At 42.0% G+C, this 23,057-nt stretch carries 27 protein-coding genes and 1 other annotated feature; of the genes, 21 read left to right on the top strand and 6 right to left on the bottom strand.

The features are described from left to right. Nucleotides 1-257 precede the first annotated feature (257 nt). The 3 genes from I588_RS18040 to I588_RS18030 form a co-directional block, all read right to left on the bottom strand. Nucleotides 258-1,061 carry a TPM domain-containing protein gene (locus I588_RS18040; RefSeq protein WP_010758288.1) on the bottom strand — a complete coding sequence of 268 codons (804 nt, stop codon included), beginning with the start codon at nucleotides 1,059-1,061 and terminating at the stop codon, nucleotides 258-260. 2 nt (nucleotides 1,062-1,063) lie between these two features. Further along, nucleotides 1,064-1,645: a LemA family protein gene (locus tag I588_RS18035; protein WP_010758287.1), complete on the bottom strand. Its 582-nt coding sequence runs from the start codon at nucleotides 1,643-1,645 to the stop codon at nucleotides 1,064-1,066. A gap of 84 nt (nucleotides 1,646-1,729) precedes the next feature. Continuing rightward, a complete protein-coding gene (locus I588_RS18030; protein WP_010758286.1) occupies nucleotides 1,730-2,740 on the bottom strand; it encodes an acyltransferase family protein in 1,011 nt (336 codons plus the stop codon). 103 nt (nucleotides 2,741-2,843) lie between these two features. Between I588_RS18030 and I588_RS18025 the strand changes: the two genes are divergently transcribed. From I588_RS18025 to I588_RS18015, 3 genes are read left to right on the top strand one after another with little or no spacing between them, the layout of a single operon-like run. Then, nucleotides 2,844-3,716: an alpha/beta hydrolase fold domain-containing protein gene (locus I588_RS18025; RefSeq protein WP_010758285.1), complete on the top strand. Its 873-nt coding sequence runs from the start codon at nucleotides 2,844-2,846 to the stop codon at nucleotides 3,714-3,716. A 14-nt stretch (nucleotides 3,717-3,730) separates the two neighbouring features. After that, on the top strand, nucleotides 3,731-4,348 hold the full coding sequence (locus I588_RS18020; protein ID WP_010758284.1) for a TVP38/TMEM64 family protein: 618 nt from the start codon (nucleotides 3,731-3,733) through the stop codon (nucleotides 4,346-4,348). 10 nt (nucleotides 4,349-4,358) lie between these two features. Beyond that, complete coding sequence (locus I588_RS18015) at nucleotides 4,359-5,315, top strand: Gfo/Idh/MocA family protein (protein ID WP_010758283.1); 957 nt, start codon at nucleotides 4,359-4,361, stop codon at nucleotides 5,313-5,315. Between the two features lie 352 nt (nucleotides 5,316-5,667). Here I588_RS18015 and I588_RS18010 read toward each other — a convergent pair whose 3' ends face one another. Further along, nucleotides 5,668-6,402, bottom strand: coding sequence for an MIP/aquaporin family protein (locus tag I588_RS18010; protein ID WP_010758282.1), 735 nt, complete (start codon nucleotides 6,400-6,402; stop codon nucleotides 5,668-5,670). Between the two features lie 286 nt (nucleotides 6,403-6,688). Here I588_RS18010 and I588_RS18005 point away from each other — a divergent pair, with 286 nt between their 5' ends. The 12 genes from I588_RS18005 (at nucleotide 6,689) to I588_RS17950 (ending at nucleotide 16,459) form a co-directional block, all read left to right on the top strand. After that, on the top strand, nucleotides 6,689-7,312 hold the full coding sequence (locus I588_RS18005; RefSeq protein ID WP_010758281.1) for a chloramphenicol acetyltransferase: 624 nt from the start codon (nucleotides 6,689-6,691) through the stop codon (nucleotides 7,310-7,312). Nucleotides 7,313-7,415: 103 nt separating this feature from the next. Then, on the top strand, nucleotides 7,416-8,030 hold the full coding sequence (locus I588_RS18000; RefSeq protein WP_010758280.1) for a DUF1054 domain-containing protein: 615 nt from the start codon (nucleotides 7,416-7,418) through the stop codon (nucleotides 8,028-8,030). After that, the gene (locus tag I588_RS17995; RefSeq protein WP_010758279.1) at nucleotides 8,027-8,248 is read left to right on the top strand and encodes a DUF2829 domain-containing protein; all 222 of its coding nucleotides are present in this window, start codon (nucleotides 8,027-8,029) and stop codon (nucleotides 8,246-8,248) included. Before I588_RS18000 ends, I588_RS17995 begins: the two co-directional genes overlap by 4 nt. Beyond that, entirely contained in the window at nucleotides 8,245-8,982 is a 738-nt protein-coding gene (locus I588_RS17990; protein ID WP_010758278.1) for a 3-oxoacyl-ACP reductase, read from the top strand. The genes I588_RS17995 and I588_RS17990 overlap by 4 nt, the downstream gene beginning before the upstream one ends. A gap of 97 nt (nucleotides 8,983-9,079) precedes the next feature. Further along, nucleotides 9,080-9,308, top strand: a binding site (T-box leader). A gap of 56 nt (nucleotides 9,309-9,364) precedes the next feature. After that, entirely contained in the window at nucleotides 9,365-9,838 is a 474-nt protein-coding gene (locus I588_RS17985; RefSeq protein WP_010758277.1) for an S-ribosylhomocysteine lyase, read from the top strand. 256 nt (nucleotides 9,839-10,094) lie between these two features. Next, nucleotides 10,095-11,567: a BglG family transcription antiterminator gene (locus I588_RS17980; protein WP_010758276.1), complete on the top strand. Its 1,473-nt coding sequence runs from the start codon at nucleotides 10,095-10,097 to the stop codon at nucleotides 11,565-11,567. Next, nucleotides 11,567-12,052: a PTS sugar transporter subunit IIA gene (locus tag I588_RS17975; protein ID WP_010758275.1), complete on the top strand. Its 486-nt coding sequence runs from the start codon at nucleotides 11,567-11,569 to the stop codon at nucleotides 12,050-12,052. The genes I588_RS17980 and I588_RS17975 overlap by 1 nt, the downstream gene beginning before the upstream one ends. A gap of 95 nt (nucleotides 12,053-12,147) precedes the next feature. Further along, entirely contained in the window at nucleotides 12,148-12,462 is a 315-nt protein-coding gene (locus I588_RS17970; RefSeq protein ID WP_010758274.1) for a PTS fructose transporter subunit IIB, read from the top strand. A gap of 21 nt (nucleotides 12,463-12,483) precedes the next feature. Beyond that, the gene (locus I588_RS17965) at nucleotides 12,484-13,566 is read left to right on the top strand and encodes a PTS fructose transporter subunit IIC (RefSeq protein WP_010758273.1); all 1,083 of its coding nucleotides are present in this window, start codon (nucleotides 12,484-12,486) and stop codon (nucleotides 13,564-13,566) included. 16 nt (nucleotides 13,567-13,582) lie between these two features. Next, on the top strand, nucleotides 13,583-14,437 hold the full coding sequence (locus I588_RS17960) for a class II fructose-bisphosphate aldolase (RefSeq protein ID WP_010758272.1): 855 nt from the start codon (nucleotides 13,583-13,585) through the stop codon (nucleotides 14,435-14,437). 15 nt (nucleotides 14,438-14,452) lie between these two features. Beyond that, nucleotides 14,453-15,352 (top strand): ketose-bisphosphate aldolase, encoded by a 900-nt coding sequence (locus tag I588_RS17955; protein WP_010758271.1) that lies wholly within the window; start codon nucleotides 14,453-14,455, stop codon nucleotides 15,350-15,352. A gap of 243 nt (nucleotides 15,353-15,595) precedes the next feature. After that, on the top strand, nucleotides 15,596-16,459 hold the full coding sequence (locus I588_RS17950) for an ROK family protein (RefSeq protein ID WP_010758270.1): 864 nt from the start codon (nucleotides 15,596-15,598) through the stop codon (nucleotides 16,457-16,459). A gap of 40 nt (nucleotides 16,460-16,499) precedes the next feature. Here the strand turns inward: I588_RS17950 and I588_RS17945 are convergent, their stop codons facing one another. After that, a complete protein-coding gene (locus tag I588_RS17945) occupies nucleotides 16,500-17,219 on the bottom strand; it encodes a hypothetical protein (protein ID WP_010758269.1) in 720 nt (239 codons plus the stop codon). A gap of 132 nt (nucleotides 17,220-17,351) precedes the next feature. Between I588_RS17945 and I588_RS17940 the strand changes: the two genes are divergently transcribed. The 5 genes from I588_RS17940 to I588_RS17920 all read left to right on the top strand — a co-directional run bounded on the left by I588_RS17940 (nucleotide 17,352) and on the right by I588_RS17920 (nucleotide 21,866). After that, complete coding sequence (locus tag I588_RS17940; protein WP_010758268.1) at nucleotides 17,352-18,131, top strand: hypothetical protein; 780 nt, start codon at nucleotides 17,352-17,354, stop codon at nucleotides 18,129-18,131. A gap of 112 nt (nucleotides 18,132-18,243) precedes the next feature. Continuing rightward, the gene (locus I588_RS17935; RefSeq protein WP_010758267.1) at nucleotides 18,244-19,065 is read left to right on the top strand and encodes an efflux RND transporter periplasmic adaptor subunit; all 822 of its coding nucleotides are present in this window, start codon (nucleotides 18,244-18,246) and stop codon (nucleotides 19,063-19,065) included. Further along, complete coding sequence (locus tag I588_RS17930; RefSeq protein WP_010758266.1) at nucleotides 19,062-19,748, top strand: ABC transporter ATP-binding protein; 687 nt, start codon at nucleotides 19,062-19,064, stop codon at nucleotides 19,746-19,748. Before I588_RS17935 ends, I588_RS17930 begins: the two co-directional genes overlap by 4 nt. Further along, entirely contained in the window at nucleotides 19,738-20,952 is a 1,215-nt protein-coding gene (locus I588_RS17925) for an ABC transporter permease (protein ID WP_010758265.1), read from the top strand. Before I588_RS17930 ends, I588_RS17925 begins: the two co-directional genes overlap by 11 nt. Before the next feature lie 128 nt (nucleotides 20,953-21,080). Continuing rightward, the gene (locus tag I588_RS17920) at nucleotides 21,081-21,866 is read left to right on the top strand and encodes a class I SAM-dependent methyltransferase (RefSeq protein WP_010758264.1); all 786 of its coding nucleotides are present in this window, start codon (nucleotides 21,081-21,083) and stop codon (nucleotides 21,864-21,866) included. A 31-nt stretch (nucleotides 21,867-21,897) separates the two neighbouring features. Here I588_RS17920 and I588_RS17915 read toward each other — a convergent pair whose 3' ends face one another. Further along, nucleotides 21,898-22,440 carry a biotin transporter BioY gene (locus tag I588_RS17915; protein WP_010758263.1) on the bottom strand — a complete coding sequence of 181 codons (543 nt, stop codon included), beginning with the start codon at nucleotides 22,438-22,440 and terminating at the stop codon, nucleotides 21,898-21,900. Nucleotides 22,441-22,553: 113 nt separating this feature from the next. Here I588_RS17915 and I588_RS17910 point away from each other — a divergent pair, with 113 nt between their 5' ends. After that, nucleotides 22,554-22,856, top strand: a complete 303-nt coding sequence (locus I588_RS17910; protein ID WP_010758262.1) for a GNAT family N-acetyltransferase — start codon at nucleotides 22,554-22,556, stop codon at nucleotides 22,854-22,856. The last annotated feature ends 201 nt before the right edge of the window (nucleotides 22,857-23,057 follow it).

Below are 23,057 nucleotides of genomic sequence, written 5' to 3'. Positions count from 1 at the left end.
ATGAGACAATAGAACCTTTTTATTTTTTCAAAAAAGGTACATCCATTTTTCTCCATGGAGAAAAATGATATCGTTGTTTATACATCAATTCTAATAACAAAGGGTTTTGTCTTCTAGCCGCTCCACTACAGGACGTTTACAGTAGACTCTACAGTGTAGAAAGTAAAAAAATCATAGAAGAAAAATTGAAGTAAATACGTAAAAAACCAGTGGATACCCTGTACAGAGTATCCACTGGTTTACATGTATAGAGTTGGCTAAATGCTTGAGCCACCGCCGCCGGAAGAACCGCCGCCGCCAGAAAAGCCACCGCCACCGCCGAAGCCGCCACCAGAGCCGCCGCCAAAACCGCCGCCGCCCCAGCCAATAAATGGAGGTCCGCCGCCACGATAACGGCCATTTCTGCCGCCGCGACCACCGCCGCCGAATACGATGAAGATAACGATTATAAAGATAATCGGTCCGATAATCTCAAACAATCCACCTGAGTCATCGTCTTCAATGGCTGCCAGTTCGTCGCTGCTTAAAGCATGTTCATCTGCTGGATAATCGTAGTTTTTATCAATTAATGTAGTGACACTGTTAAAAACCTGCTGCAGTCCCCGATTGATACGGGCGGAATCATCCGATTTTAAATCATCCTTCGCCTGCTGCAAAATGTTTCCTGAAATGCTGTCAGTAATAACCCCCTCTAAGCCATAGCCGACTTCAATCCGCACATTGCGGGCACCATCGTTTAAGGCATAGAGAATCAGGATGCCATTATCTTCCTTAGCATTTCCGATCTTCCATTTTTCAAACAGGTCAGGGGCATAACCGTCAATATCGTCACCGCCAGTTGACTTGATTGTTGCCAATACTACTTGCGGTTGTTCCTTTTTCTCTTTGTAAACCAGCCCTTTATTTTCAACCAGATCCTTGGTTTGATTAGACAGGATACCTAGCTGATCATAATAAAAATGGGTAGGCGCTGCCGGCAGTGTTTCGGCTTCACTGGATATCGGAAGCCAAAACAACAGCAGTGCTAAAAAAGGCAACAGCCATAAAAGCCGTTTTTTCATGGTTATTCCCCAGAATTTCCGAAATCAACTTCCGGTACATTTTCAGCGCCTGGCTGCGCTTCAAAGTAAGGCTTTTTGCCTAATCCCATCAGATTGGCAAAGATGTTTTTAGGGAAGGAAACCACCTGTTGGTTATAGGTTTGAACCGCCTCATTGTACCGTTTACGTTCGACGGAAATCCGGTTTTCTGAACCTTCCAATTGAGTCATTAATGTTTGCACATTGTCATTTGATTTTAGTTCTGGGTAATTTTCATTTATGACGTTTACTAAGGTACCAACCGACTGATCTAATGCCTGACTGGTTTTAATTTTTTCCTCATCAGTTGACGCATTGCCGTAAGCTTTACGTGCTTCGGCGATGTCGCCGAATACTTTCTGTTCTTGACCCATGCTGCCCTTCACTGAATTAACCAGGTTCGGAATTAAATCCGCCCGTCGTTGCATGACATTATCCACTTGACTTAACTGCGCTTCTACCGCTTGTTCTTCTTTGGCAAGACTATTATATTGCGTGATGCCAAAAACGGCTAAAAGTCCCACAATGACTAAGACGATTATGCCGCCGCTTACACCTTTTTTCATAATGTATTCCTCCTTGTAGTAACAATATTCTATCACGAAATTGCACAAAAGACCTAAGGCTAAGGATGTATCTTAAAAGACGACTCACGGGGAGTCGTCTTTTTTCTCAGGCATTATAAAATGTAGAATCCGTGCCAACGTTTTTTGCAGGGTTGCAGCCACCTTCGGACGAGAAAGCAAATACAAAATCAGCAAAGAACCACAGACTAAAACAATCAGCTGAATCACTGGATTTTCAATATACTCGGTTCCTTGAACTAAAGGTGCCACCAAGTAAATGTGCAGCAGATAAATAGCCAAGGTTCGCTGTCCCCAAGCCGAAAAGAGATGGGGCTTATTATTGGCTAAGGTGATAAAGACAAAAACAAAGGCAAAGCCCATCCCATAAAGGAAAATAATCGTCAACAGATTCTGCAGCAGCGGCACTGAAAAGGCATTGTAAGCCCGATCCCGCCAAAGCAGCTCCGGCGGCAAGTTATTACGCGTCCATAAGTAGGCCGTTATGACAGCAAAAATGATAATCCCGATGCTAATCACCTTACTGTAAGGAATCCGCCGCAGATTTTTTATCAGCTTTTGATCCGCATAATAGCCGACTAGAAAAAAGGGAAAGAAGCCTAAGGTACGTGCCATCGCCATATAGGTTCCAAACTCAGTTAGAAAACCCGAGAAAATTCCTACGATGAAACTAAGCAGCAGAACATAACGAATTTTCACTAAATCCGGCAGCATCAATCGCCAGATGAACATACAATACAGAAACCACAGTGTCCACCCAGGAGAAAGAATGGAAATTTCTTCGATCTTTCCTAAAGCCAGCATAATGACACTTAAAAATACATTCAGTAATAAATAAGGAATCAGAAAAGTCTCTACCGCGGTTCGTCGTCCCTTCTCTAAATTCTTTGAAAAGTAGCCGGAAATAAAAATAAAGACCGGCATATGAAACAAGTAAATGAAGACATATAAAAATTGTCCCACTTTGTTTTCTAGACGGAAATATTCCAATGCGTGTCCTAAAACGACTAATAAAATCAAAATGCCCCGAATATTGTCGAAAAGATATTCGCGATTCGGTTTCGTGATCGTGGACACCTCCTTTGTTTATGCTAAAATGAAGCAAAGACTATTTGTAACTATTGTAGCACCTACCAAGAAAAAAATCTTCTTTATTGAAGGAATGAACAGGAGAAAGCCGATGCGCTATTCAGCGAAATTTGTGAAGACAGTCTTCAAGGTGATTAATATGAAAAAGCTTGTGGGCTTTACGATGGTGGCCCCGCCGAAACGCCGTAACTTGAACGCGAGGCAATTAAGCCGCACGGATATTCCACAAGTAATTAATCAAGTGGATGGACATGAGGTAGTTACGCTGTTTCCCGCTCATCCTACGAATTTGCACGTATTCTATCTGCATGGTGGAGGGTATGCTTTAGAAGCTTCTCCTTTTCATAAGGATATTCAGGAACGCTTTGTTAAACGCTATAATTTAAAGGTTAGCTATTTTGACTATCCTTTGGCGCCAGAAAATACAGCGGATAAAACGTTGCCGATTACCGAAGCTGCCTTGCGTCATTTGGCGGCTCTCTATCCAGATGATCAGTTCCGTTTGTTTGGGGATTCTGCTGGGGGTGGTTTGGCAATGAGCCTTGCACAACGATTGCGGGATGTGAAATATGAGCAACGACCTAAAAAAATTGCCTTGGCTTCGCCTTGGCTGGATGCTACTTTGAGTGATCCGCGCACTGATGAGCTGCAGGAAAAAGACGTAGTTTTAGAAAAAGACTTACTGAGTGAAGCCGGTGAAAATTATGCCGGGGAGCTGCCTTTGGATGATCCGATTGTATCGCCGCTGTTTGGCCGCTTCGATGATTTAGGTGAGCTGCTGGTAATTGCCGGTACCGATGAGATTTTATACCCAGATGTTTTGCGTTTGCAGGAGCGGGTAGTCAGAAGCAAGAATACGACCATGACCTTGGAAATTGTTCCCGGGATGATGCATGATTTCGTGGTTTATCCTTTGAAGGAATCCTTGCGTTATATTGATCAAATGGGTGAATTTTTTCAGTAGGTGAGGAGGGAGAGATGGAGCCAAAAGTGAGAGCTAGACGTAAATTTGTTTTCCAGCAAAAGCTAATCCAGCTGGCGCCAGTTTTTGGAGTGGCTGCTTTAATTCTAATAACCATCCATCTGCGTCGCCTAGGCGTATTTGCTTCTCCTCAGGATTTGCAGGCCTTTATTAAACAATTCGGCAGCTTTGCGGTAGTTGTTTTTATTCTTGTTCAAGGAATTCAACCGATTATTCCTTTTATTCCAGGAGGCATTGCGACAGTGGTAGGGATGCTGATGTTTGGCAATATTCCTGGTATTCTGTACAGCTATATTGGATTAGTGATTGGTGAGTTCGGTTTATTCTTATTGTCTCGCCGCTATGGTCCGCGCTTTGCTCAGCTTATTTTATCAGGGAAAAACTATCAGACGTTTGAGAAGGCGCTGCATCGGCATACAAAGAAAATTCGTCGACTGCTGATTGTCTGTTTTATTTTTCCTTTTCTCCCGGACGACATCATTTGTTTAGTTGCCGGGATGACAGATTTATCCTTTAAGGAGTATGCCAAAATTGTTCTAATATTTAAGCTGTGGTCAGTAGCCAGCTATGGGTATTTAATTGTGTTTGTATTGGATAAAACGATTCTTTTTTAGGAGGATGATCATGACGATACGTTATGGGATTATTAGTACGGCTCAAGTAGTTCCCCGTTTTGTGGCAGGGGTAAAGGAGAGCATGGATGGCACGGTTACAGCGATTGCTTCTCGCCAATTAGCCAAAGCAGAAAAAATGGCACAGGAATTGGACATTCCTCACGCCTATGGCAGCTATGAAGAGCTTTGCCAAAGCGATCAGGTAGATATTGTATATGTAGCAGTTTATAACAAAGGCCATTATGATGCTGCTAAATTGGCCTTGGAGCACAACAAGCATGTTTTGCTGGAGAAGCCTTTTACCATGACTTTAGAGCAGGCAGAAGAATTGTTCGAAATCGCTGAGGAAAGAAAGCTGTTTTTAATGGAAGCACAAAAGTCGGTATTCCTGCCAATCACAGAGCAGGTAATTGAACTTTTGACCAAGGGGGCCATTGGCAAGGTTCGTTGGATGAAGGCGGTCATGGCTTATCCTAATATTTATCACATTAGCTGGTTCAGTTCATTGGATGCCGGGGGTGGTATTTTACGAGGAGCAGGTACCTATCCCTTAGAATATATGCAATTTCTACTGAAGCAGGCACCTAAAGAAATTACTGGAACGATGGTTTTCCCACCGGATAAGTCGGATACGCAAGCCAATATTTCCTTAACGTTTCCTGACAATACGATCGGCTCCTTATTTTTAACCGTGGAATTGGACTTGCCAGCTGGCATTACCTTGTATGGTGAAAAAGGAACGATTTTTGTACCGAATTTTTGGAAAACGAAGGAAGCCGAAGTTACTTATCCCGATGGTCGAGTTGAAAAAATTATCGAGCCCTTCCAGAGTGAATTTGTTTTTGAAGTAGAGCATGTAAATGAATGTCTACAGCAAAAACGGCTGACCAGTCCAGTGGTTACTAAGGAAATGACGCTGCAAACAGTAAGAATCATTGAAGAAATGTACCAGCACTACCAAAAATGATTGGCAACAGACTAGATTGTATGCTATAGTCTGTCTTATGCGACGAGTCGAGCGGATCAGCTTTAATAAGTGATCCTTCGATCCAGAGGCACAACGACGTAAGTCACCTGTCGGATTTTACAGGGTGTCGGAAAGAAGCTTAGTGGACGAAGACTCTTTCTATCGCTTTGGCGATACTGGGAAGCCTTGGATATCTTTCGGGATATTTAAGGCTTTTTTTTGTTGGAAAATGCAACGTAAACGGATGGCCTACAGAAGTATTATCTCTAATCTTCAAAAGACATGTACAGTTTAATAAAAAATACCTTTGATGACTCTTCCCTAAGGAGCAGCAGTCATCAAAGGTATTTTTTTAGGCGATAAACAAGAATTTATACAAAGCAATTGCCACAATTGAAGCACAAATTGGTGCTAAGACAGGTACCCAAGCATAATTCCATTGTGAGCTGCCTTTATATTTCAATGGCAGTAAAGTGTGCACAATTCTTGGTCCAAAGTCACGAGCAGGATTTAAACCAGGTCCGGTTGGTCCGCCCAGGGAAGCAACTAAGGTCCAAACTAAGAATCCTAAAGCAAAGTGAGCAGTTCCCAAATTATCTTGGAAGAAAGGTGCTTTAGTAATCCCAATTGCCCCTAAAAACAAAATGAATGAGCCGAAGAACTCGTTAACAAATCCATTGAATTTAGAACCAACACTGTTAATTGTTGAGAAAGTTCCTAATACATGAGCGGTGTCTTCTGTTTGATCGTAATAAGGCTTGTAACACGCTACGACGATTAATTGACCAACGATAGCTCCTAAAATTTGGACAACAATATAAGGAACCACTTCAGACCAAGGGAACATCCCATTCATAGCCAAACCAATCGTAAAGGCCGGGTTGATGTGGTTTCCGCTGATAGAGCCAAACATCATCGCTGGAATCATAACCCCACAGCCATAACCAACTGCAATCAGCATCCAGTCACTGCCGTACCCCTTTGTTCCTTTCAAATCTACATTGGCAACTGCACCGTTACCCAGCATAATCAATAATGCTGTACCGATAAATTCAGCAGCTAAACGCTGAACTAATGAATAATCCATAATACCCTCCTATGAAATTTTTGAAAAAAGAATTCAGTAAAAATCCATTCTATATGTTAATCCCTTTTTTTGTCTGTGACAAATGATAACCCTCGAGAAAAAGGAATGGTCAAAATAAGCTGTTTTTTCTCCTATTATTGAAGGTATTTAGGGTGAAAATAAAACGATAGATGCTCAATAGATTGGAAGCAGCCTCCTTTTACCCTCCAATTTCAACAGGCTGACTAGTCATCTACAGGTCAAATGAAAAATTTGCTATACTAGCTTTAAAAAGGGAGCTGGAAGTATGGGGTATCAAGTCATCGATGAAGAAAATTGGAAACGCAGGATTCATTGTGCGGTATTTCGTGATAGTGTGGAGCCGTCATTTTGTGTGTCTTTTGAGTTGGATATTACTAATTTCTTACAGAAAACGCAGCAGCAGCAACTGTCCTTCACTTTTGCTTTAATTTATGCAGCAACAAAATGTGGAAATCAAATTGAAGAATTTCGCTATCGTTTTCTGGATGGAAAAGTTGTCTTATACGATCAAATCCATACCGCTTTTACTTATTTGAATCCTGAGACAGAATTGTTCAAGGTCGTAAACGTACCGATGGCTGAATCAATGGAGAACTATGTAGCCCTAGCTAAAAAAACGGCTGAGGAACAAAAAGATTATTTCACTGGACCTTTAGGCAATGATATTTTTCAGTTTTCACCTTTGCCTTGGATCAGCTTTACCCACATCTCTCATACCGTTTCTGGCAAAAAGGATCATGCTACACCGCTGATCGATTGGGGAAAATATGTTGAACGGCAGGACAGAATTCTGCTGCCATTTTCAATTCAGGCGCATCATTCCTTTGTGGATGGTTTGCATATGGGAAAATTCGCCAATGCCTTGCAGGAATATTTGGATACGTATTAGGTGATCACCAGACTAGGGTTCAATTACTAGAAGCCTAGTCTTTTTCTTTGTCCCCAAAACAGGTACACTAGTTGTGTACTGAATTTTAGCAGGAGGAAAAAGCATGTTTAATGAAGAAAGCTTCAAGGTATTTGAAATAGATGGCTTAGAGAATCGAATGACGGCGATTCGTTCCGAGATTCAACCCGTTTTTCAGGAGCTGAATGAATATTTTCAGGAGAAGTTATCCCCAATCGCTGGGGAAGAATTCTTTATCCACATTGCCCAGCACCGTCGACGAACAACCCATGCGCCAGAAAACACTTGGTCAGCCTTAAGTCGCAAAAAGCGCGGCTATAAAATGGAGCCTCATTTTCAGCTGGGGATTTGGCCCGAGTATGTATTTATGTGGCTGTCGTGCATTGATCAGCCGAAGAATGAACAAGCGATTGCTGAAAAAATGTTGGATAACCTGCAGCTATTCAGCGAGTTATCCCCAGATTTTAAAGTATCAGGGGATCATACGAAACCCGAAGTTCAAGATCTATCACCAGAAACAGTGGAAAAGCTGTTGATAAGATTCCGTGATGTGAAAAAGGGAGAATTCCAAATTGGCCGAATTATTCCAAAAGACAGTTCATTGTGGAAAAATCCCGCGAAAGCAAAAAGCTATATGTTAGAAACGTATCAACAATTAATGCCCATCTATCAGGCAATTATTCAGGAGGCAGCAGAATGACATTTGAAGAAATTTTACCGCAGTTGAAACAAGGCAAGAAAATTATTCGCAAAGGCTGGGGCGGGTTTGAGTTGTATGTGACCTTGGTGGAAGGCGAAAGATATGAAGAAGCACCGGTAACTCCGTATTTTTTGATCAAGACAGCCGATGAAGGCTTTTCCAGCTTTGCACCAACGGTATGCGACATTTTGGCTGAGGACTGGGAGATTGTTGAATGATCCGCTATTTGGAATTCGTCGGGAAAGTGGTAGTCATTTCTGGTGCTGCTTCAGGAATTGGGCAAGCCCAAGCCAAGGCTTTTTTAGCACAAGGAGCCACTGTTGTCGGTTTGGATCGACAGCCAATGGAGGAAGCGACCAATTTTTTTCCTTATCAAGTCGATCTTAGTGAGAAATCACAGGTGGAAAACACCGCTAAAAAAGTTTTAAAAAGATATCCCCATGTGGATATCTTGATTAATACGGCGGGGATTTTGGACGACTATTTACCGACGTTATCCACATCGGAAGAATTGTGGATGAAGGTGTTTCAAACCAATGTCACGAGTATTTATCGGCTAACCAATTTATTTTTACCACAAATGCTGGCACGTAAATCAGGAGTGATTGTGAATATGGCTTCGATTGCCGGTTTGATTGCCGGAGGTGGTGGTGCAGCTTATACAATGGCTAAACACGCAGTTGTTGGATACACGAAGCAGCTGGCCTTGGATTATGCACAGGAGGGTATTCGGGTAAATGCGCTGGCGCCAGGCGCAATCAAGACCCCGATGAATGCGACTGATTTTGCAGGAGATGGCGCAATGGCTGAATGGGTGGCAAAGGAAACGCCAATGAAACGCTGGGCTGAACCGCAGGAAGTAGCGAACGCTACGTTATTTTTGGCTAGTGAAGGAGCAAGTTATCTACAGGGAGTTGTTTTACCTGTGGATGGCGGCTGGATGCTTAAGTAAGCAGCTGTTTTTTCGATGACAGCTTATCAAAAAAAGCTATAACAGCTGCCGTTGACAGGCTATTAAGTTTGCCGTAAAGTATTCCTCAAGAGAAATAATCCTTCCCTTGAAGAGAAGAGTAGTCTTGGAAAACGTTGCAGAGAGGTTCTAAATGGTGAAAAGAACCACGGAAACAAGATGAAGATGGTCTCTGAGGAAAAGTCGCCGATAGGTAGGCGTCTTCGGTGTAGTCAATCGATATTTTGACTGCCAATTACTATTTGTTGTTGGCGTAAGGAGAGCTTGGCTCTCGAAAAAAGGTGGTACCACGTGCAATCGTCCTTTTATCAGTCGTAACTGGTAAAAGGACTTTTTTATTTAAAAAAAATTAGGAGGAATCAACATGGCAGAAGTAGAAAGTTTTACCCTGGATCACACGAAGGTCAAGGCCCCCTATGTTCGATTAATTGCAGAGGAATCTGGGGTAAAGGGCGATGTGATCGCCAATTATGACCTGCGATTTTTGCAGCCCAACGAAAAAGAAATACCAACTGGAGCCATTCATACTCTGGAACATTTATTGGCTGATTTATTGCGAGACCGTTTAGACGGCATTATTGATATTTCCCCCTTTGGCTGCCGTACTGGCTTCCATCTAATTACTTGGGGCGTACCAAGCTCAACCGAAGTAGCGAAAGCCTTAACGGATGTACTGACAACCATTGTCAACGAAACTCAGTGGGAAGATGTCCAAGGGGTGGATATTGAAAGCTGTGGCAATTATCGCGATCATTCACTGTTTGGTGCAAAGGAATACGCGAAGCTGGTGTTAGCTGAGGGTATCAGCGATGATGCGTTTGAACGACATGTGGTGTAAATCAATAAAAATTATTCCCTAAAAGACTGGTCTTAACAAAGAAATTTCCTTTGTCTAAGACAAGTCTTTTTTTTGTTCTGCAATTTGAAATTTCCTCGCAATGACATTGACATCACTAGCCAACCATGGTTATTTTAAACTCACAACTCTTATCAATTTTTGTAAGCGATTGCTTTTTGATGTCCACTTTAATGGACACAAGAAAATGTTTGCGGTTCCAAAAAAAACTTATAGTAAGGACAAGGAGGTTGACAACATGCAGCTAAGTAAGCGAGAAACACAATTGATTGAGTTGTTTATCAAACATGGAATGACACTAACCGGTCAAGAATTAGCTGAATTTGCCAATGTTTCGACCAAAACGATTTATCGTACCATCAAGAAAATCAACGAAGCTTCCGAAACAGGTGAGATTATTGTTTCAGAGGTGGGGAAAGGATTTCGCTTAGATTATGAAAAGTATTTAAGCGAAAGTGTCCAAAAACGCAACGATAGTCAGGCTCAGGGACCTCGAGAGCGGCGAAATGCTATTTTACTGACTTTGCTGTTTAAGTCGCCGCGCAAAGTATTGATCCAGGAACTTTTTTCCCCTTATTACGTAAGCGACACCGTGATCAGCAGCGACCTGACTCGCATCGCAGAGTTCCTAAAAGAGTATCAGCTGAAGCTAATTAAAAAGGGGCAGCGGATTGCGATTGAAGGACATGAGAAAAATATTCGCAAGGTGGTTAATGGACTTTTAAGTACCAATACCCTATGGGATGCTGATTTTACCACCCAGAAGCACAAGATCAGTGCGTATGATATTAATTTTATCACTTCGCTGCTGGAGTTTATCGAGAGTGAATTGAAGAGCGGGATTGTTTATCCCTACAACATGAATATTTTTTCTCACATCTACATCTTGATCAAGCGTGTAAGAGAAGGCGAGATTCGCGGTGATCAGCCTTTTGAATTGCTGGACAAGGAAGAGGAGAAGCTAATTGATCGCTATGCTGAATTGTATCGTTTATCGGAAAAGGTGATTGGCAAAATGAATGACTACTTAAATCTTGTTTTGCCGGAAAGCGAAACCTTTTATCTTTTTCAGTATCTCATTTCCTCCCGGATCGAAAACGAACAGATCAAAGTCACGCGTAAATCGCAAACAGCGCTAAAAATGACGGATTACTTTTCGAAACGAATGAGTGAGCTGATGGGGATTCGCATTGATCAACAGCCTAATCAGCAAGATTTGTATGAACATGTTGAGCCGATGCTGTACCGCTTAAAAAACGAAATTATTGTCAAAAATGATTTGTTAAACGATATTAAGCTGGAATACCGCGAGGTTTTTAACCAGGTGAAGCAGGTAAGTCAAGAGGTTCAAGAAGTTTTCCAAGTGAACGAAATATCAGAAGACGAGATTGGTTTTTTAACCCTCTATTTTGTGAAGTACAAAGAGATGATCAATGCTAAAAAACGAGTGCTGATTATGTGCAGCAGCGGTGTAGGAACATCAGAGCTGTTGAAGGTGAAGGTTCGCAAAGCCTTTCCTGAATTAGAAATAGTTGATGTATTATCCTCAAGGCAATACCAAAAGAAAGCCCACGAATATCACAATATTGATTTAGTATTAACCACGGTTCATTTAAATGTAGACATGCAGGTACCAACCATTTTAGTAAATTCTGTCTTTACCAAACAAGATGAAAAACGAGTGAAGGAAATGTTAGGAGAGATTAACTGATGACAAAAAACATGATGGAAGATTTCAGTATTGCCGATGTAATTACCGAAGATTTGATCACTTTAGAAATGGAGGCAAAAGACAAAAAAGCAGCCATTATCGAGTTAACTGAGTTGTTAGCCGAAAAGGGAATTGTGACTGATGTGGCAGGTTTCTCGGCGGATGTCTTCAAACGAGAAACGGAAGGCATGACCGGGATCGGTAACGGGATTGCGATTCCTCACGGCAAATCGGACAGTGTCAGTCAAACATCCTTAGTAGTAGGGAAAACTAAACAGCCGATTGAATGGGAATCACTGGATGAAGAACCTGTACAAGTAATTATCCTGTTTGCAGTCAGAAATACTGATGCCAACACCATGCACATCAAGCTGCTGCAGAAAGTAGCAATGCTGCTGGCTGATGAAGAGTTTATTGAAAACATGATCTCTGCTGAAACCAAAGCCGAGATGCTGGAGCTGTTATCAAAAGAACCCGAGGAATAAAAAAGTCATTTAACCGGCAGAATCGATAGTTAAACGGCGTTCAGCTAACTACTTTCGATTCTCTGGTTCGTCAAATAAGAAGGAGGAATTTTATCATGAAAATTGTTGGAGTAGCTGCATGTACCTCAGGGATTGCCCATACGTACATTGCAAAAAAGAAATTAGAGACTGCTGCTAGAAGCTTGGGGCATGTGATCCACATTGAGACGCAAGGAACGATTGGAACCGAGGATGAATTATCTGCTCAGGAAATTAAAGAAGCGGATGTAGTAATTATTGCCGCCGATATTAAGATTGGAGGGAAGGACCGCTTCAAGGACAAAAAGGTAGTTGAAATTCCAACCAGCATGGTGATTAAAGCACCGAAAGGCTTAATCAACAAAATCGAAGAGGAAGTAATGAAGGCATAAAAAAATAAGGGGGACGAAAAAATGATGAAAAAACTGCAACTGAAAAAACATGCATTGACGGCAATTTCCTATATGTTGCCAGTGGTTGTTACAGCGGGGTTATTGATTGCTATCGGGAACTTAACAGGTGGAGCCGTAATTGAAGATTACAAGGCTGCGTATTCTGTACCTGATGCGTTGGTTTCACTAGGTGTGCTAGGTATGGGGCTTTTGGCACCAGTTATCTCAGGAGCCATTGCTTATTCCATCGCTGACCGTCCGGGGATTGGACCAGGTCTTTTTATGGGGCTAATTGCTAATTCCATCGGTGCTGGTTTCTTAGGCGGCATGTTAGGTGGTTATCTAGTTGGTTTCTTCGTACTATTCCTAGTCAAAAACCTAAAAGTTCCAGTGTGGGCCCAAGGTCTGATGCCAATGATGATTGTTCCGCTATTATCTACCTTAATTATCGGGTTATTGATGTTCTTTGTCATTGGTGTACCTATTGTTTGGGCCACAGAAGCCCTTACTGAGTTCTTAGTTGGCTTGCAGGGCTCTGGTAAATTCTTGTTTGGATCAATTGTTGGTGGAATGGCTGCCTTTGACTTTGGTGGTCCGGTGAATAAGGTCGCTTCTTTGTTTGCAGATGGTATGCTGCTGGAAGGTATTCAAGAACCAGAAGCAGTGAAGGTTTTAGCTTCAATGGTACCGCCATTTGGTGTAACAATTTCTTGGGTGTTGTCACGAGTATTCCGCAAACCGAAATATTCCAAGGAAGAACAAGACAATATCAAAATTGCCTTCCCAATGGGCTTATGTATGATCACAGAAGGAGTTATTCCGATTGCTGCTGTTGACCCAATTCGTGTAATTGTTTCTTGTGTTGCTGGGGCAGCGATTGGTGGCGGCTTAAGCATGAGCTGGGGCGTGGGTTCACCAGTACCATCAGGTGGCGTCTTCATCATTCCTGCGATGACCGATCCGTTGAAATTCACGCTGGCTTTATTAATCGGTTCTGCCATCACCGGCGTTCTGTTGTTTGTCTTGAAGAAGGAACCAGTAGAAGCGCCAGTTGTCGATGAAGAAGAGGAAGATGTTGATTTTTCTTCTATTAAACTAAGCTAAAAAGGAGATCTGGCACATGTATGTCTCAATGAAGGAAATGCTGCAGAAAGCGAATGAAGAAAAGTATGCAGTCATGGCAATAAACTGCTTCAATCTAGAAACCGCTAAAGCGGTGATTGAAGCCGCCGAAGAGCTGCACGCACCAATTATTATTGATTTACTGCAGGATCATTTGAAGGAACACTTGGATCATCGCTATTTAACCCAGCCGATTATTCGCATGGCTAATAATGCCAAAGTAGAGGTCGCGATTAATTTGGATCATGGACAGGATGTGGCTTTCGTCAAGCAATGTCTTCATGAAGGGTTCTCTAGTGTCATGATGGATGCGTCTATGTATTCGTTGGATGAAAATATTCGAATCACTAAAGCGATGGTGGAACTGGCAGAAATTTACAATGCTAGTGTTGAAGCCGAGGTTGGTGATATGGGGGCGGTGGCTGGCGATCATTTTACCAATGATGACATGTATACCGATCCAGACGATGCAATTCGTTTTATTCAAGAAACGGGAGTAGATTGTCTGGCCCTGTCCTATGGCTCGAGCCACGGAAATTATCCAGAAGGCTATGTACCAGAATTCCGTTTTGATATCGTTGAGAAAATCAAAGCTGCGACGAATTTGCCGTTGGTTCTCCATGGCGGATCAGGAGCAGGTACCGAAAATATTTTGAAATCAATCGAACTAGGTATTAACAAAATCAATGTGGGTTCTGACTTTATGAAGGGACAGCTGCAGGATGTTAGAGAGCAGCTGACCAATAACCCAGAGGTAGATTATCCAACCTTAATCCATCACACGATGGCCGCCGGTAAAGCAGTTGTTAAACAGTATATAGAGCTTTCGGGTTCTAAAAATAAATCACTATAGAGGAGTCTATGCCAAATGTTAATCAATATGAATCAAATGTTGGAAATTGCTAAAGAGGAAAAATTCGCTGTAGGAGCCTTCAATGTTGCAGACAGCAACTTTTTAAGAGTTGTAATCGAAGCTGCTGAAGAAAATGATGCGCCAGCCATTATTGCGGTGCACCCGACTGAATTGGATTTTACCAAAGATGAATTCTTCCAATATGCCGTATCTCGTGCCAAAAACAGCTCAGTGCCATTTGTCATCCATATGGACCATGGGGATAATCTAGCAAGTATTATGCGGGCGATCCATTGCGGCTTCAGCTCTGTCATGATTGACGGTTCGCTGCTGCCATTCGAGGAAAATATTGCTATTACGAAAGAAGTTGTCGATGTTTGCCACAAAATTGGTGTATCAGTAGAGGGCGAATTAGGGACGATCGGGAATACTGGAACTACCATTGAAGGCGGTGTGTCGGAAGTTATTTACACTAAGCCAGAAGATGCAGAAGAATTTATCGAAAAAACCGGGATTGATACCTTAGCAGTTGCTATCGGAACAGCACACGGAATTTATCCGAAAAATATTAAACCGCAATTAAAGATGGATGTTCTGCAGGAAATTAAAGACCGAGTAGATATTCCATTAGTCTTGCACGGCGGGTCTGCAAACCCGGATGAAGAAATTGCCAAAGCCGTACAAATCGGGATTCAAAAGGTTAATATTTCTTCTGATTACAAATATGCTTTCTATAAAAAATGCCGAGAAATTCTGTCGACAACTGAATTATGGGATGCCAATGCGATCTATCCAGAATGTATCGATGCAGCTAAAGCAGTTGTTAAACAAAAAATGGAATTGTTCAACTCAATCGGACAAGCTAAAGTTTATCGTGACAAAAATGTTCAACCTTGGAGACAAGAGCAAGCATAAAAACAGAGAGGCTGTGATATCATCCATCACAGCCTCTTCATAACGAATAATCGGTGTGACTAAAGCAGTTCTACACTTCGTTCCGATCTCATCAAATGCTAAGCTCTAAAGAGCAAGTCTTTGAAGGCTTTCGGAAATAAGCCGAATAATCACAAAAATATGAAAAGCCATTTTCGGATTATTCGGCGTATTTCTCGGAGCTGAACGCTTTTGTCACAACCTCTTTATTAGAGGAGGAAAATAATGATTGGCGGAATCGAAGCTGGCGGTACTAAATTTGTTTGTGCCGTGGCAAATCAAGAATTGGAAATTGTTGAGCGAATAGCTATCCCTACAACTACGCCAGCAGAAACTTTAGCAGAGGTGTTTACTTTTTTTGACCGCTTTCCTTTGACTGCTTTGGGCGTGGGTTCTTTTGGTCCGATTGGTGTGCGAAAAGGGCAAGAAAACTATGGACATATTCTAGCGACACCCAAGCCGGGTTGGACGAACTTTGATTTTTTAGGTGCGTTAAAACGACGATACGACATTCCGATCGCATGGACAACTGACGTCAATGCGGCAGCCTTTGGAGAATTGACACAGGGAGCGGCTAGCGGAAATCAAAGCTGCATCTATCTAACCGTGGGGACCGGTATTGGCGGTGGTATAGTAGTTGATCAGCAAGTATTTGAAGGGGTTAGCCATCCTGAAATGGGGCATATATTTGTCAAACGGCATCCAAAAGACACGTATGAAGGGACTTGTCCGTATCACCAGGACTGTCTGGAGGGCTTGGCTTCAGGTCCTTCATTGGAAGCTAGGACTGGTATCCGTGGAGAAAACTTGCCAGAGAATCATCCTGTCTGGGAGCTGCAGACCTACTATTTAGCGCAAGCCTTAGTTGCCTATACTTTGATTATCAATCCAGAAAAAATTGTACTAGGTGGCGGTGTTATGAACCAACCGCACTTGCTGCCAAAAATTCATCAGCAATTTGTAGAGCTAATGAATGGGTACGTAACGATTGAAAAAGTAGAAGAATATATAGTCAAATGGGGCATGCCAGATGAAAGTGGTTTGATCGGCTCGCTGCTGCTGGCAAAGCAAAAGCTCCCAAGTTGCTAACAAATTGAAATACCCGCAGACGATGATCTGCGGGTATTTATTATGCAATTCGATAATAGCAATCATTGACCTGTTTTATTTGGACCGACAAGCGTTCGCCGCTAAAAAAAGCTAACCATCGAGACAAATCCTTCATTGACACACCTAATGTTGAACAAATTTCTTCTATTATAATAGCTTCTCCTATTTCATAATTTTGCAGAAGAATCACCAGCTGCTTTAAAATATTTTTGTCAGGAGCTGACGGAGAAACTTCGGCGGTAAATTGGAAGCCGGATGCTCTTAACAAGTGCACCAATCGCTGATTATCTTCTTCGTATAAAGGCAGGTCTGCTTTTGCAAAAACAATCAAACGATTAAGAAAGGCTTGGCTGCATTGGTTTTTCAATCCGCGATTGATAAAATGATGATAATAACGCTGGGGGAAAGTTAATCCTCGGTCAACACTGAGAAGAATCAAATCGATTCCCCGATCCAGCTGGTGCACGCCTGCTTGAACCTGTTGGGCAACCTTGGGATCAATTTCAGTATGCTGGGCAAAATGAGTTGATCCTAAGCTCAGTTTTTCGCCAGTCTGTTTAGAAGCCAGCACAAACTGATACTTCAATTCCCGACCGCAACGGCAATAAATCTTTGATTCTTCAGCACCACCGGGATAATAAGGATTCTCTCGGAAATCAACAAATAACCATTCATCATCCTTCAATAAATTTTCGGTTAGAAAAAAAGACTGTATCTGATACTTTTTAACAGACTGCAAGGTCTCCTACTGTAAAGGGGTCAAGGTTTGCCAAAGTACCAGACGCTGCTCACGCGTTAAATCAATCACCAATTGTACCCCCCCCTTTTGTGCTAGAATAGCGTGAATCAAATGACTTATAAAGGAGCTATTATGACGTATAAACGCATTAAACCAGTGGGTGCCTATTGTCCGAATTGCCAGCGAAGACTAGAAATTCTGTTAGAAGACACTAGTCAAAGGGCTCTTTGCCTTTGTTTTCGTTGCCGGACAATATATGAAATAAATGAAGCTAACCTGCAAAAAATACCTGTCAGTAAACAAATGACAGAAACTGAAAAGGAACAGGTGGCTCAGCTGCTCCAAGCCTTGCCAGAAAAATATCAGTACAAGGGACAAGGTAGCCAGCTGCGGGAAACAAATAATGGATTTCAGCGAAGCTGGCTCAGCCTAGCCGCTTATGAACAGCAATTCGGTGAAGCATTGGGCTACAAGCAATGTGATTTACGCCTAAATCCTGATAGCTGCAAATGGTGCGGATCGAACCTGCCTAAGGGGAGACGCTCTTTCTGTAAAGACAGCTGTTCCCGCAATTATTCTCAGGCTACGTTTACCAAGCGTCACATGGCAAGTTTGCCATACAGAATTGCCTGCCGTGATCGTTTTTATTGTCAAATTAGCGGAGAGGATCTCGCACAAATCAATCGTTACGGTCAGCGTATTCCAGCTAGTAATGGGAATTTAGCCATTCACCATTTAGTATTTGTAGCAGAAAACGGAACAGATTATGAGCAGAACTTGCTCACTCTTTCAAGCAAGGTCCATTGCGCCTATCATGCAGGAGACAAAGCAATTACTGCCAAGGTTCATGCAATTCGAGACCAGCGATTGGAAGAATATGGGTTAAAAATGTTTTTTACACAACATAAATGAGACATAATAATTCTCCTTCTAAAGTCCTACAAAAATCTTATACTTTCGCACGACGCAGGAAAGATCATTTCGTCTTACAATTTTCTTAACAGAAAATTAGAGGAGGATAAGAATGAAAAAACTATTGATTGGGTTAGGTGTTGTACTATTGGCAGGTGGCGGATTTTTTTGGTACCAAAGTACACAAGCAAAAGCAAATGAAGAGACTGAATATGTCGAATTATATCAAGTAGAAAAACAAACACCCTTACACTTGAAGGGACAGGTTCAGCCCACTAAAAAACAAACCGTGTTGCTAGCTGAAGATAAAGGTAAGGTTCGTACCATTCATGTCAACGAAGGCGACCACGTCCTAAAAGGAACCGTGCTGGTAACTTATGAATGGGGTGAACAAATTCGGGCAGCTCATGATTCAGTGGTAACCTCGGTCAATGAAGATGCTAAAAATGATCCGCAGCAATCATTAATGATTCTAAAAAGTGAAGAATCCGCGATTAAAGGCACCGTTACTGAATATGACAAGGAAAAAGTCGCTTTGAATGAACCCATTGAAATTCAATGTACTAATAATGATCGAATTGTAACTGGACGGGTCACAAATATTGCTGAAATGAATAATGAACCAGCTGAAGAAGCAGCTACTTCCATCGTAACCTACAATTTCTCAGCGATTCCTGATGAAAGCATCCCAGTAGGCTACTCAGTCGAAGTATTGATACCAAGAAATGAATTACGTTTGCCAGTGAAAAGTGTGGTGGAAAAAGAAGGCAGCCACTATGTTTATACTGTAGAAGACGGCAAAGCAGTTGAAAAACCAATTACTGCGGTTAAAGGAAACGGCTACTATATTTTACAGTCTGGCCTCAATGTTGATGAAAAAATCATCAAAGACGCAACGGACATCAAAGACGGGATGGATGTGACTGTCCAATGATCGTCATGAAGGATATCAATAAATTTTATACTGCTGACCAAGAAAAAATTCACGTGCTAAAAAATATTTCCTTAACGATTGACGAACATGAATTTGTCGCTGTCATGGGCCCCTCAGGTTCAGGCAAGTCTACTTTGATCAATACCATCAGCTTTTTAGACGGTGATTTTGAAGGCAGCTATACGTTTAATGGTGAAAATGCTTATCGCTACAAAGATGAACGCCTGTCGGCTCTGCGTAACCAGTCAGTAGGATTTGTCTTTCAAGCCTTTCAGCTAATTGAGAACAATACCGTTATGGAAAATGTAGCACTGCCTTTATTGTATGGTGGAATGAAATCACGACAAACCAAGCCGTTGGTAATGGAGGCCTTGAAAAAGGTCGGAATTGCGGACAAATACAATAAACTTCCGAAGCAGCTGTCAGGTGGTCAGCAGCAGCGGGTAGCGATTGCCCGGGCAATCGTAGGGAATCCCAAATTTATAGTAGCCGATGAACCTACGGGGGCTTTGGATAGTCATACCTCTGAAGAAATTATGCACCTGTTTAAACGCTTGAATGAAGAGGAAAAGGTAACAATCTTAATGGTTACCCATGATCCAGATGCTGCAGCTTACTGTCAGCGAGTGATTATCGTAAAAGACGGCGAGATCTTGGAAGAGGGTGTGGCCTATGCGGTTTAGCGAAGTATGGAAAACCTCATTCAAAGCGATTGGCAAAAATAAACGCCGCAGCTTTTTAACCATGATCGGTTTAGTCATCGGTGTCTCGGCAGTTATCACTGTCTTTTCGATTGGACGAGCCTTTGAAAATTATGCTTCTGAATTCATTGGGTTGGATCAATTTGATGGCAGTGTCGGTCTGACCTTCAGTCCTACCGATGAAGCCTTTGCCGCGAATCATTTAGACGGCTTTACAGAAGAAGACATTAGTCGGATCGAAGCGTTGCCTGGTGTGGAAAATGCTACTTATTATACGGGACAGCGAAATGGTGTAAAGTATGGCGAACAGAAAATTGATGATGCCGTAAATGATCAACGCTGGAGCTGCTTTAAATTGTTAAAGGGACAAGGAACAGAAGTATTATATGGCCGTTCTATCCAAGAGAGCGACAGCCTCAATGAAAATCCAGTAATCGTAATTGATGAAGTAGCCGCTGAGGCAATTAACAAAGAGGAGCCAGCTGCTTTAGTTGGTCAAGCTATTAAAATCGGCGGCCATCTATTTGAAGTCGTAGGTATCATGCCAGAAAGAGAAAGTAACGGTATTATTTCAACAGAAGAGGACAATGTCGTAGCTGAGATGCCGGAAAAGGTGTATCAAAAGTATTTTGATACCGAAGATCGCTCGATGGTTCAGGTCAAAATGACTTCCACAGCAAATGTGGAAACTGTGACCAAGGAAACCGAAACAATGCTGAAAAAGTATGGTTCGCAAAAAGATTTGGGCAGCTATACGAGTCAGGATTTAGCTGGACAGGTAGACACCTTGCGGACGTTGTTAACCAGCATTACCTTATTAATTTCAGTTGTCGGGGGCATCTCGCTGTTTATTTCGGGCATCGGTGTCATGAATATGATTTATATCTCCGTGTCAGAGCGAACTAAAGAAATTGGGGTTCGACGAGCGATGGGTGGCACGAAAGGCAACATCATGATGCAGTTTTTATTAGAAGGTATTTCCTTAACCTTAATTGGTGGAACCATTGGATATCTGGTAGGAATGGTTTTTGCTTATTTAATTAGTCTATTTACACCGCTGAGTGTTCAGCCAGATTTATTTACAGTACTATTAGCATTTGGCTTGTCGGTGCTGATTGGCATTGTCTTTAGTTGGCTGCCAGCTAAAAGTGCAGCTAGCAAAGATATTGTTTCGCTATTGCGTTAAGCAAGACTCAATAGGCCATACAAAAAAAGAAGGTGAAGCAGATGTTTTGTCGACCTCCTAACTAACCAACAGCTCGTGGCCCTCCAACTATAGTGGTAGTAAAAAATAAAAATTTGGAGGAGAAGCGAATGAAGGAACAAAAAATAAATGAAAAACTAGCTAGTTCACTAACTGCTGAAACAACTGAACTTTTACCTTATCTGGGGTATCTATTGCAAGATTTATGGGAGCTAGGCAGTAATCCCAGGATTATGCAGAGCTTAATCGAGAAAAATATTCCCATTACTCCGCAAACTAAGGTTATTGATTTAGGCTGTGGCAAAGGTGCCGTAGCAATTACGTTAGCTAAAGCTTTGAACATTCAAGTAAAAGGCATTGACTTGCTGCCGGAATTCATTGAAGTTGCCAAAAATAAAGCGATGGAGTATCAAGTAACGGAATGCTGCAAGTTTGTAGTAGGTGATTTAAATGAAGTAGTGGAAACTGAACGAGGCTATGACATAGCTGTCTTTGGTGCTGTTGGAGATGTTCTTGGTGAACCGTTAGTTATGCTAGACCAATTAAAAAAAGTGATCAAGCCTCAAGGTTTTCTGCTGCTGGATGATGGCTACCTAATTGGTGAGGCTGAGAATATTCGTTATCAAAATTACGAATACCTAACCTTAAACCAGTGGCAAGAAACATTCCAGCAGGCAGGCTTCAAAGTAGCCGCGATGCAAGTAGTTGATACTGCTAACGAAAAGGAAGTCAACGATCGCAACAATCAGTTCATTCGCCAACGAGCAGAAGAACTAGGTCAACAATTTCCTGAGAAGCGGGACCTGTTCTTGTCCTATGTTCAAAGTCAGGAGAATGAAACGGAAGATATTGCCACTGATGTAGTAGGGGCTACCTGGCTTCTACAGGCAAAATAGTAATTAAGGATACGGCTAAGCCGTATCCTATTTATTTGGAATAAGAAAAGGAGCGAGGCAGCCGTTGAGAAATTAAGTGTCCTAAATAGCCAGCAGCCACGGCTTTAATTAGTCCGGGAATCAAGAAAGGAATCATTCCTGCCGAAAATGCCCCAGACCAAGGCAGACTGGCACCGAATTTCAACCACAATGAGCCAAAGAACAAGGTAATAAACGCCCCAGCGACATTCGCCAAAATTGACCAAAAGTAATTAGTAGGAGTCTTTTCGATCAACCAACCTGTGACTAATCCGTTAAAGATAAATCCGACTAAAAAACCGCCGGTAGGCCCAAAAACCACACCAATTCCAGCACTGCCGCCAGCAAACACAGGTAAGCCAATAAAGCCCATTAACAAATAAATCAAAATGGCCAAAGTTCCGGTTTTCTTTCCCAATACGGTTACGACAAAACCAACTGCGAAGGTTTGCAAGGTCAATGGAATAGGTCCAAAAGGAATCGTAAATTGTGACAATACACCAATCGCGGCAGCAAACATTCCAGCTAAAACCATTTCACGACTAGATAATTTCATGATAAACCCACTTTCGTTAACTTGTAATTTTATTTTGGTTAACGAAAGTATACCGATAGTTAACCAAAAAGTAAAGTACAAATTTGGTACAATTTATAAAAGGGAGGAAGACCATGGAAATTCGACCACTAAAAGCAATGGATGATTTAAACCTAATTGTAGAAATATATGTTCAAAACTGGAAACACGCTTATCGGGAAATTATACCTGAAGCATTCTTGGTTCGTCTTGCTAGTGAACGTTGGGTAACCATATTGAAGGATAATGCTTTTCAAAGCTTTGTGCTGCGGGAACAAGGAAAGGTGATTGGCACAGCAGCCTGCGGTTCAGCGAGTGATGAAAATTTGTCAGGCTGGGGTGAGTTGATTTCACTGTATCTTTTACCTGAATGTACCGGAAAAGGCTACGGAAAATAGCTGCTTAACTATGTAATGAAAGAGCTTGAAGTATCCGGCTTTACCAATATCTATTTAGGGGGATTGGAAGCGAATGTATCAGCTCGAAGATTTTATGAAAGCCAAGGGTTCGAGTTCAGTGGTGACACGCAGCAAATTACGATTGCAGATGCAAGATTGACTGAACCTCGCTAGTGTTTCAGAAAATAAAAAAGCTCAAAA

Source organism: Enterococcus pallens ATCC BAA-351, from assembly GCF_000407485.1.
GTDB lineage: Bacteria > Bacillota > Bacilli > Lactobacillales > Enterococcaceae > Enterococcus_A > Enterococcus_A pallens.
Note: the sequence above shows the minus strand (reverse complement) of the source record. Positions and strands in the feature narration are given on the sequence as shown.

What these genes read in the sequence shown, in the direction of transcription:
- I588_RS18040 (WP_010758288.1), bottom strand. Translation starts at nt 1,061, where the DNA reads ATGAAAAAACGGCTTTTATGGCTGTTGCCTTTTTTAGCACTGCTGTTG.
- I588_RS18035 (WP_010758287.1), bottom strand. Translation starts at nt 1,645, where the DNA reads ATGAAAAAAGGTGTAAGCGGCGGCATAATCGTCTTAGTCATTGTGGGA.
- I588_RS18025 (WP_010758285.1), top strand. Translation starts at nt 2,844, where the DNA reads ATGCGCTATTCAGCGAAATTTGTGAAGACAGTCTTCAAGGTGATTAAT.
- I588_RS18020 (WP_010758284.1), top strand. Translation starts at nt 3,731, where the DNA reads ATGGAGCCAAAAGTGAGAGCTAGACGTAAATTTGTTTTCCAGCAAAAG.
- I588_RS18015 (WP_010758283.1), top strand. Translation starts at nt 4,359, where the DNA reads ATGACGATACGTTATGGGATTATTAGTACGGCTCAAGTAGTTCCCCGT.
- I588_RS18010 (WP_010758282.1), bottom strand. Translation starts at nt 6,402, where the DNA reads ATGGATTATTCATTAGTTCAGCGTTTAGCTGCTGAATTTATCGGTACA.
- I588_RS18005 (WP_010758281.1), top strand. Translation starts at nt 6,689, where the DNA reads ATGGGGTATCAAGTCATCGATGAAGAAAATTGGAAACGCAGGATTCAT.
- I588_RS18000 (WP_010758280.1), top strand. Translation starts at nt 7,416, where the DNA reads ATGTTTAATGAAGAAAGCTTCAAGGTATTTGAAATAGATGGCTTAGAG.
- I588_RS17995 (WP_010758279.1), top strand. Translation starts at nt 8,027, where the DNA reads ATGACATTTGAAGAAATTTTACCGCAGTTGAAACAAGGCAAGAAAATT.
- I588_RS17990 (WP_010758278.1), top strand. Translation starts at nt 8,245, where the DNA reads ATGATCCGCTATTTGGAATTCGTCGGGAAAGTGGTAGTCATTTCTGGT.
- I588_RS17985 (WP_010758277.1), top strand. Translation starts at nt 9,365, where the DNA reads ATGGCAGAAGTAGAAAGTTTTACCCTGGATCACACGAAGGTCAAGGCC.
- I588_RS17980 (WP_010758276.1), top strand. Translation starts at nt 10,095, where the DNA reads ATGCAGCTAAGTAAGCGAGAAACACAATTGATTGAGTTGTTTATCAAA.
- I588_RS17975 (WP_010758275.1), top strand. Translation starts at nt 11,567, where the DNA reads ATGACAAAAAACATGATGGAAGATTTCAGTATTGCCGATGTAATTACC.
- I588_RS17970 (WP_010758274.1), top strand. Translation starts at nt 12,148, where the DNA reads ATGAAAATTGTTGGAGTAGCTGCATGTACCTCAGGGATTGCCCATACG.
- I588_RS17965 (WP_010758273.1), top strand. Translation starts at nt 12,484, where the DNA reads ATGATGAAAAAACTGCAACTGAAAAAACATGCATTGACGGCAATTTCC.
- I588_RS17960 (WP_010758272.1), top strand. Translation starts at nt 13,583, where the DNA reads ATGTATGTCTCAATGAAGGAAATGCTGCAGAAAGCGAATGAAGAAAAG.
- I588_RS17955 (WP_010758271.1), top strand. Translation starts at nt 14,453, where the DNA reads ATGTTAATCAATATGAATCAAATGTTGGAAATTGCTAAAGAGGAAAAA.
- I588_RS17950 (WP_010758270.1), top strand. Translation starts at nt 15,596, where the DNA reads ATGATTGGCGGAATCGAAGCTGGCGGTACTAAATTTGTTTGTGCCGTG.
- I588_RS17940 (WP_010758268.1), top strand. Translation starts at nt 17,352, where the DNA reads ATGACGTATAAACGCATTAAACCAGTGGGTGCCTATTGTCCGAATTGC.
- I588_RS17935 (WP_010758267.1), top strand. Translation starts at nt 18,244, where the DNA reads ATGAAAAAACTATTGATTGGGTTAGGTGTTGTACTATTGGCAGGTGGC.
- I588_RS17930 (WP_010758266.1), top strand. Translation starts at nt 19,062, where the DNA reads ATGATCGTCATGAAGGATATCAATAAATTTTATACTGCTGACCAAGAA.
- I588_RS17925 (WP_010758265.1), top strand. Translation starts at nt 19,738, where the DNA reads ATGCGGTTTAGCGAAGTATGGAAAACCTCATTCAAAGCGATTGGCAAA.
- I588_RS17920 (WP_010758264.1), top strand. Translation starts at nt 21,081, where the DNA reads ATGAAGGAACAAAAAATAAATGAAAAACTAGCTAGTTCACTAACTGCT.
- I588_RS17915 (WP_010758263.1), bottom strand. Translation starts at nt 22,440, where the DNA reads ATGAAATTATCTAGTCGTGAAATGGTTTTAGCTGGAATGTTTGCTGCC.
- I588_RS17910 (WP_010758262.1), top strand. Translation starts at nt 22,554, where the DNA reads ATGGAAATTCGACCACTAAAAGCAATGGATGATTTAAACCTAATTGTA.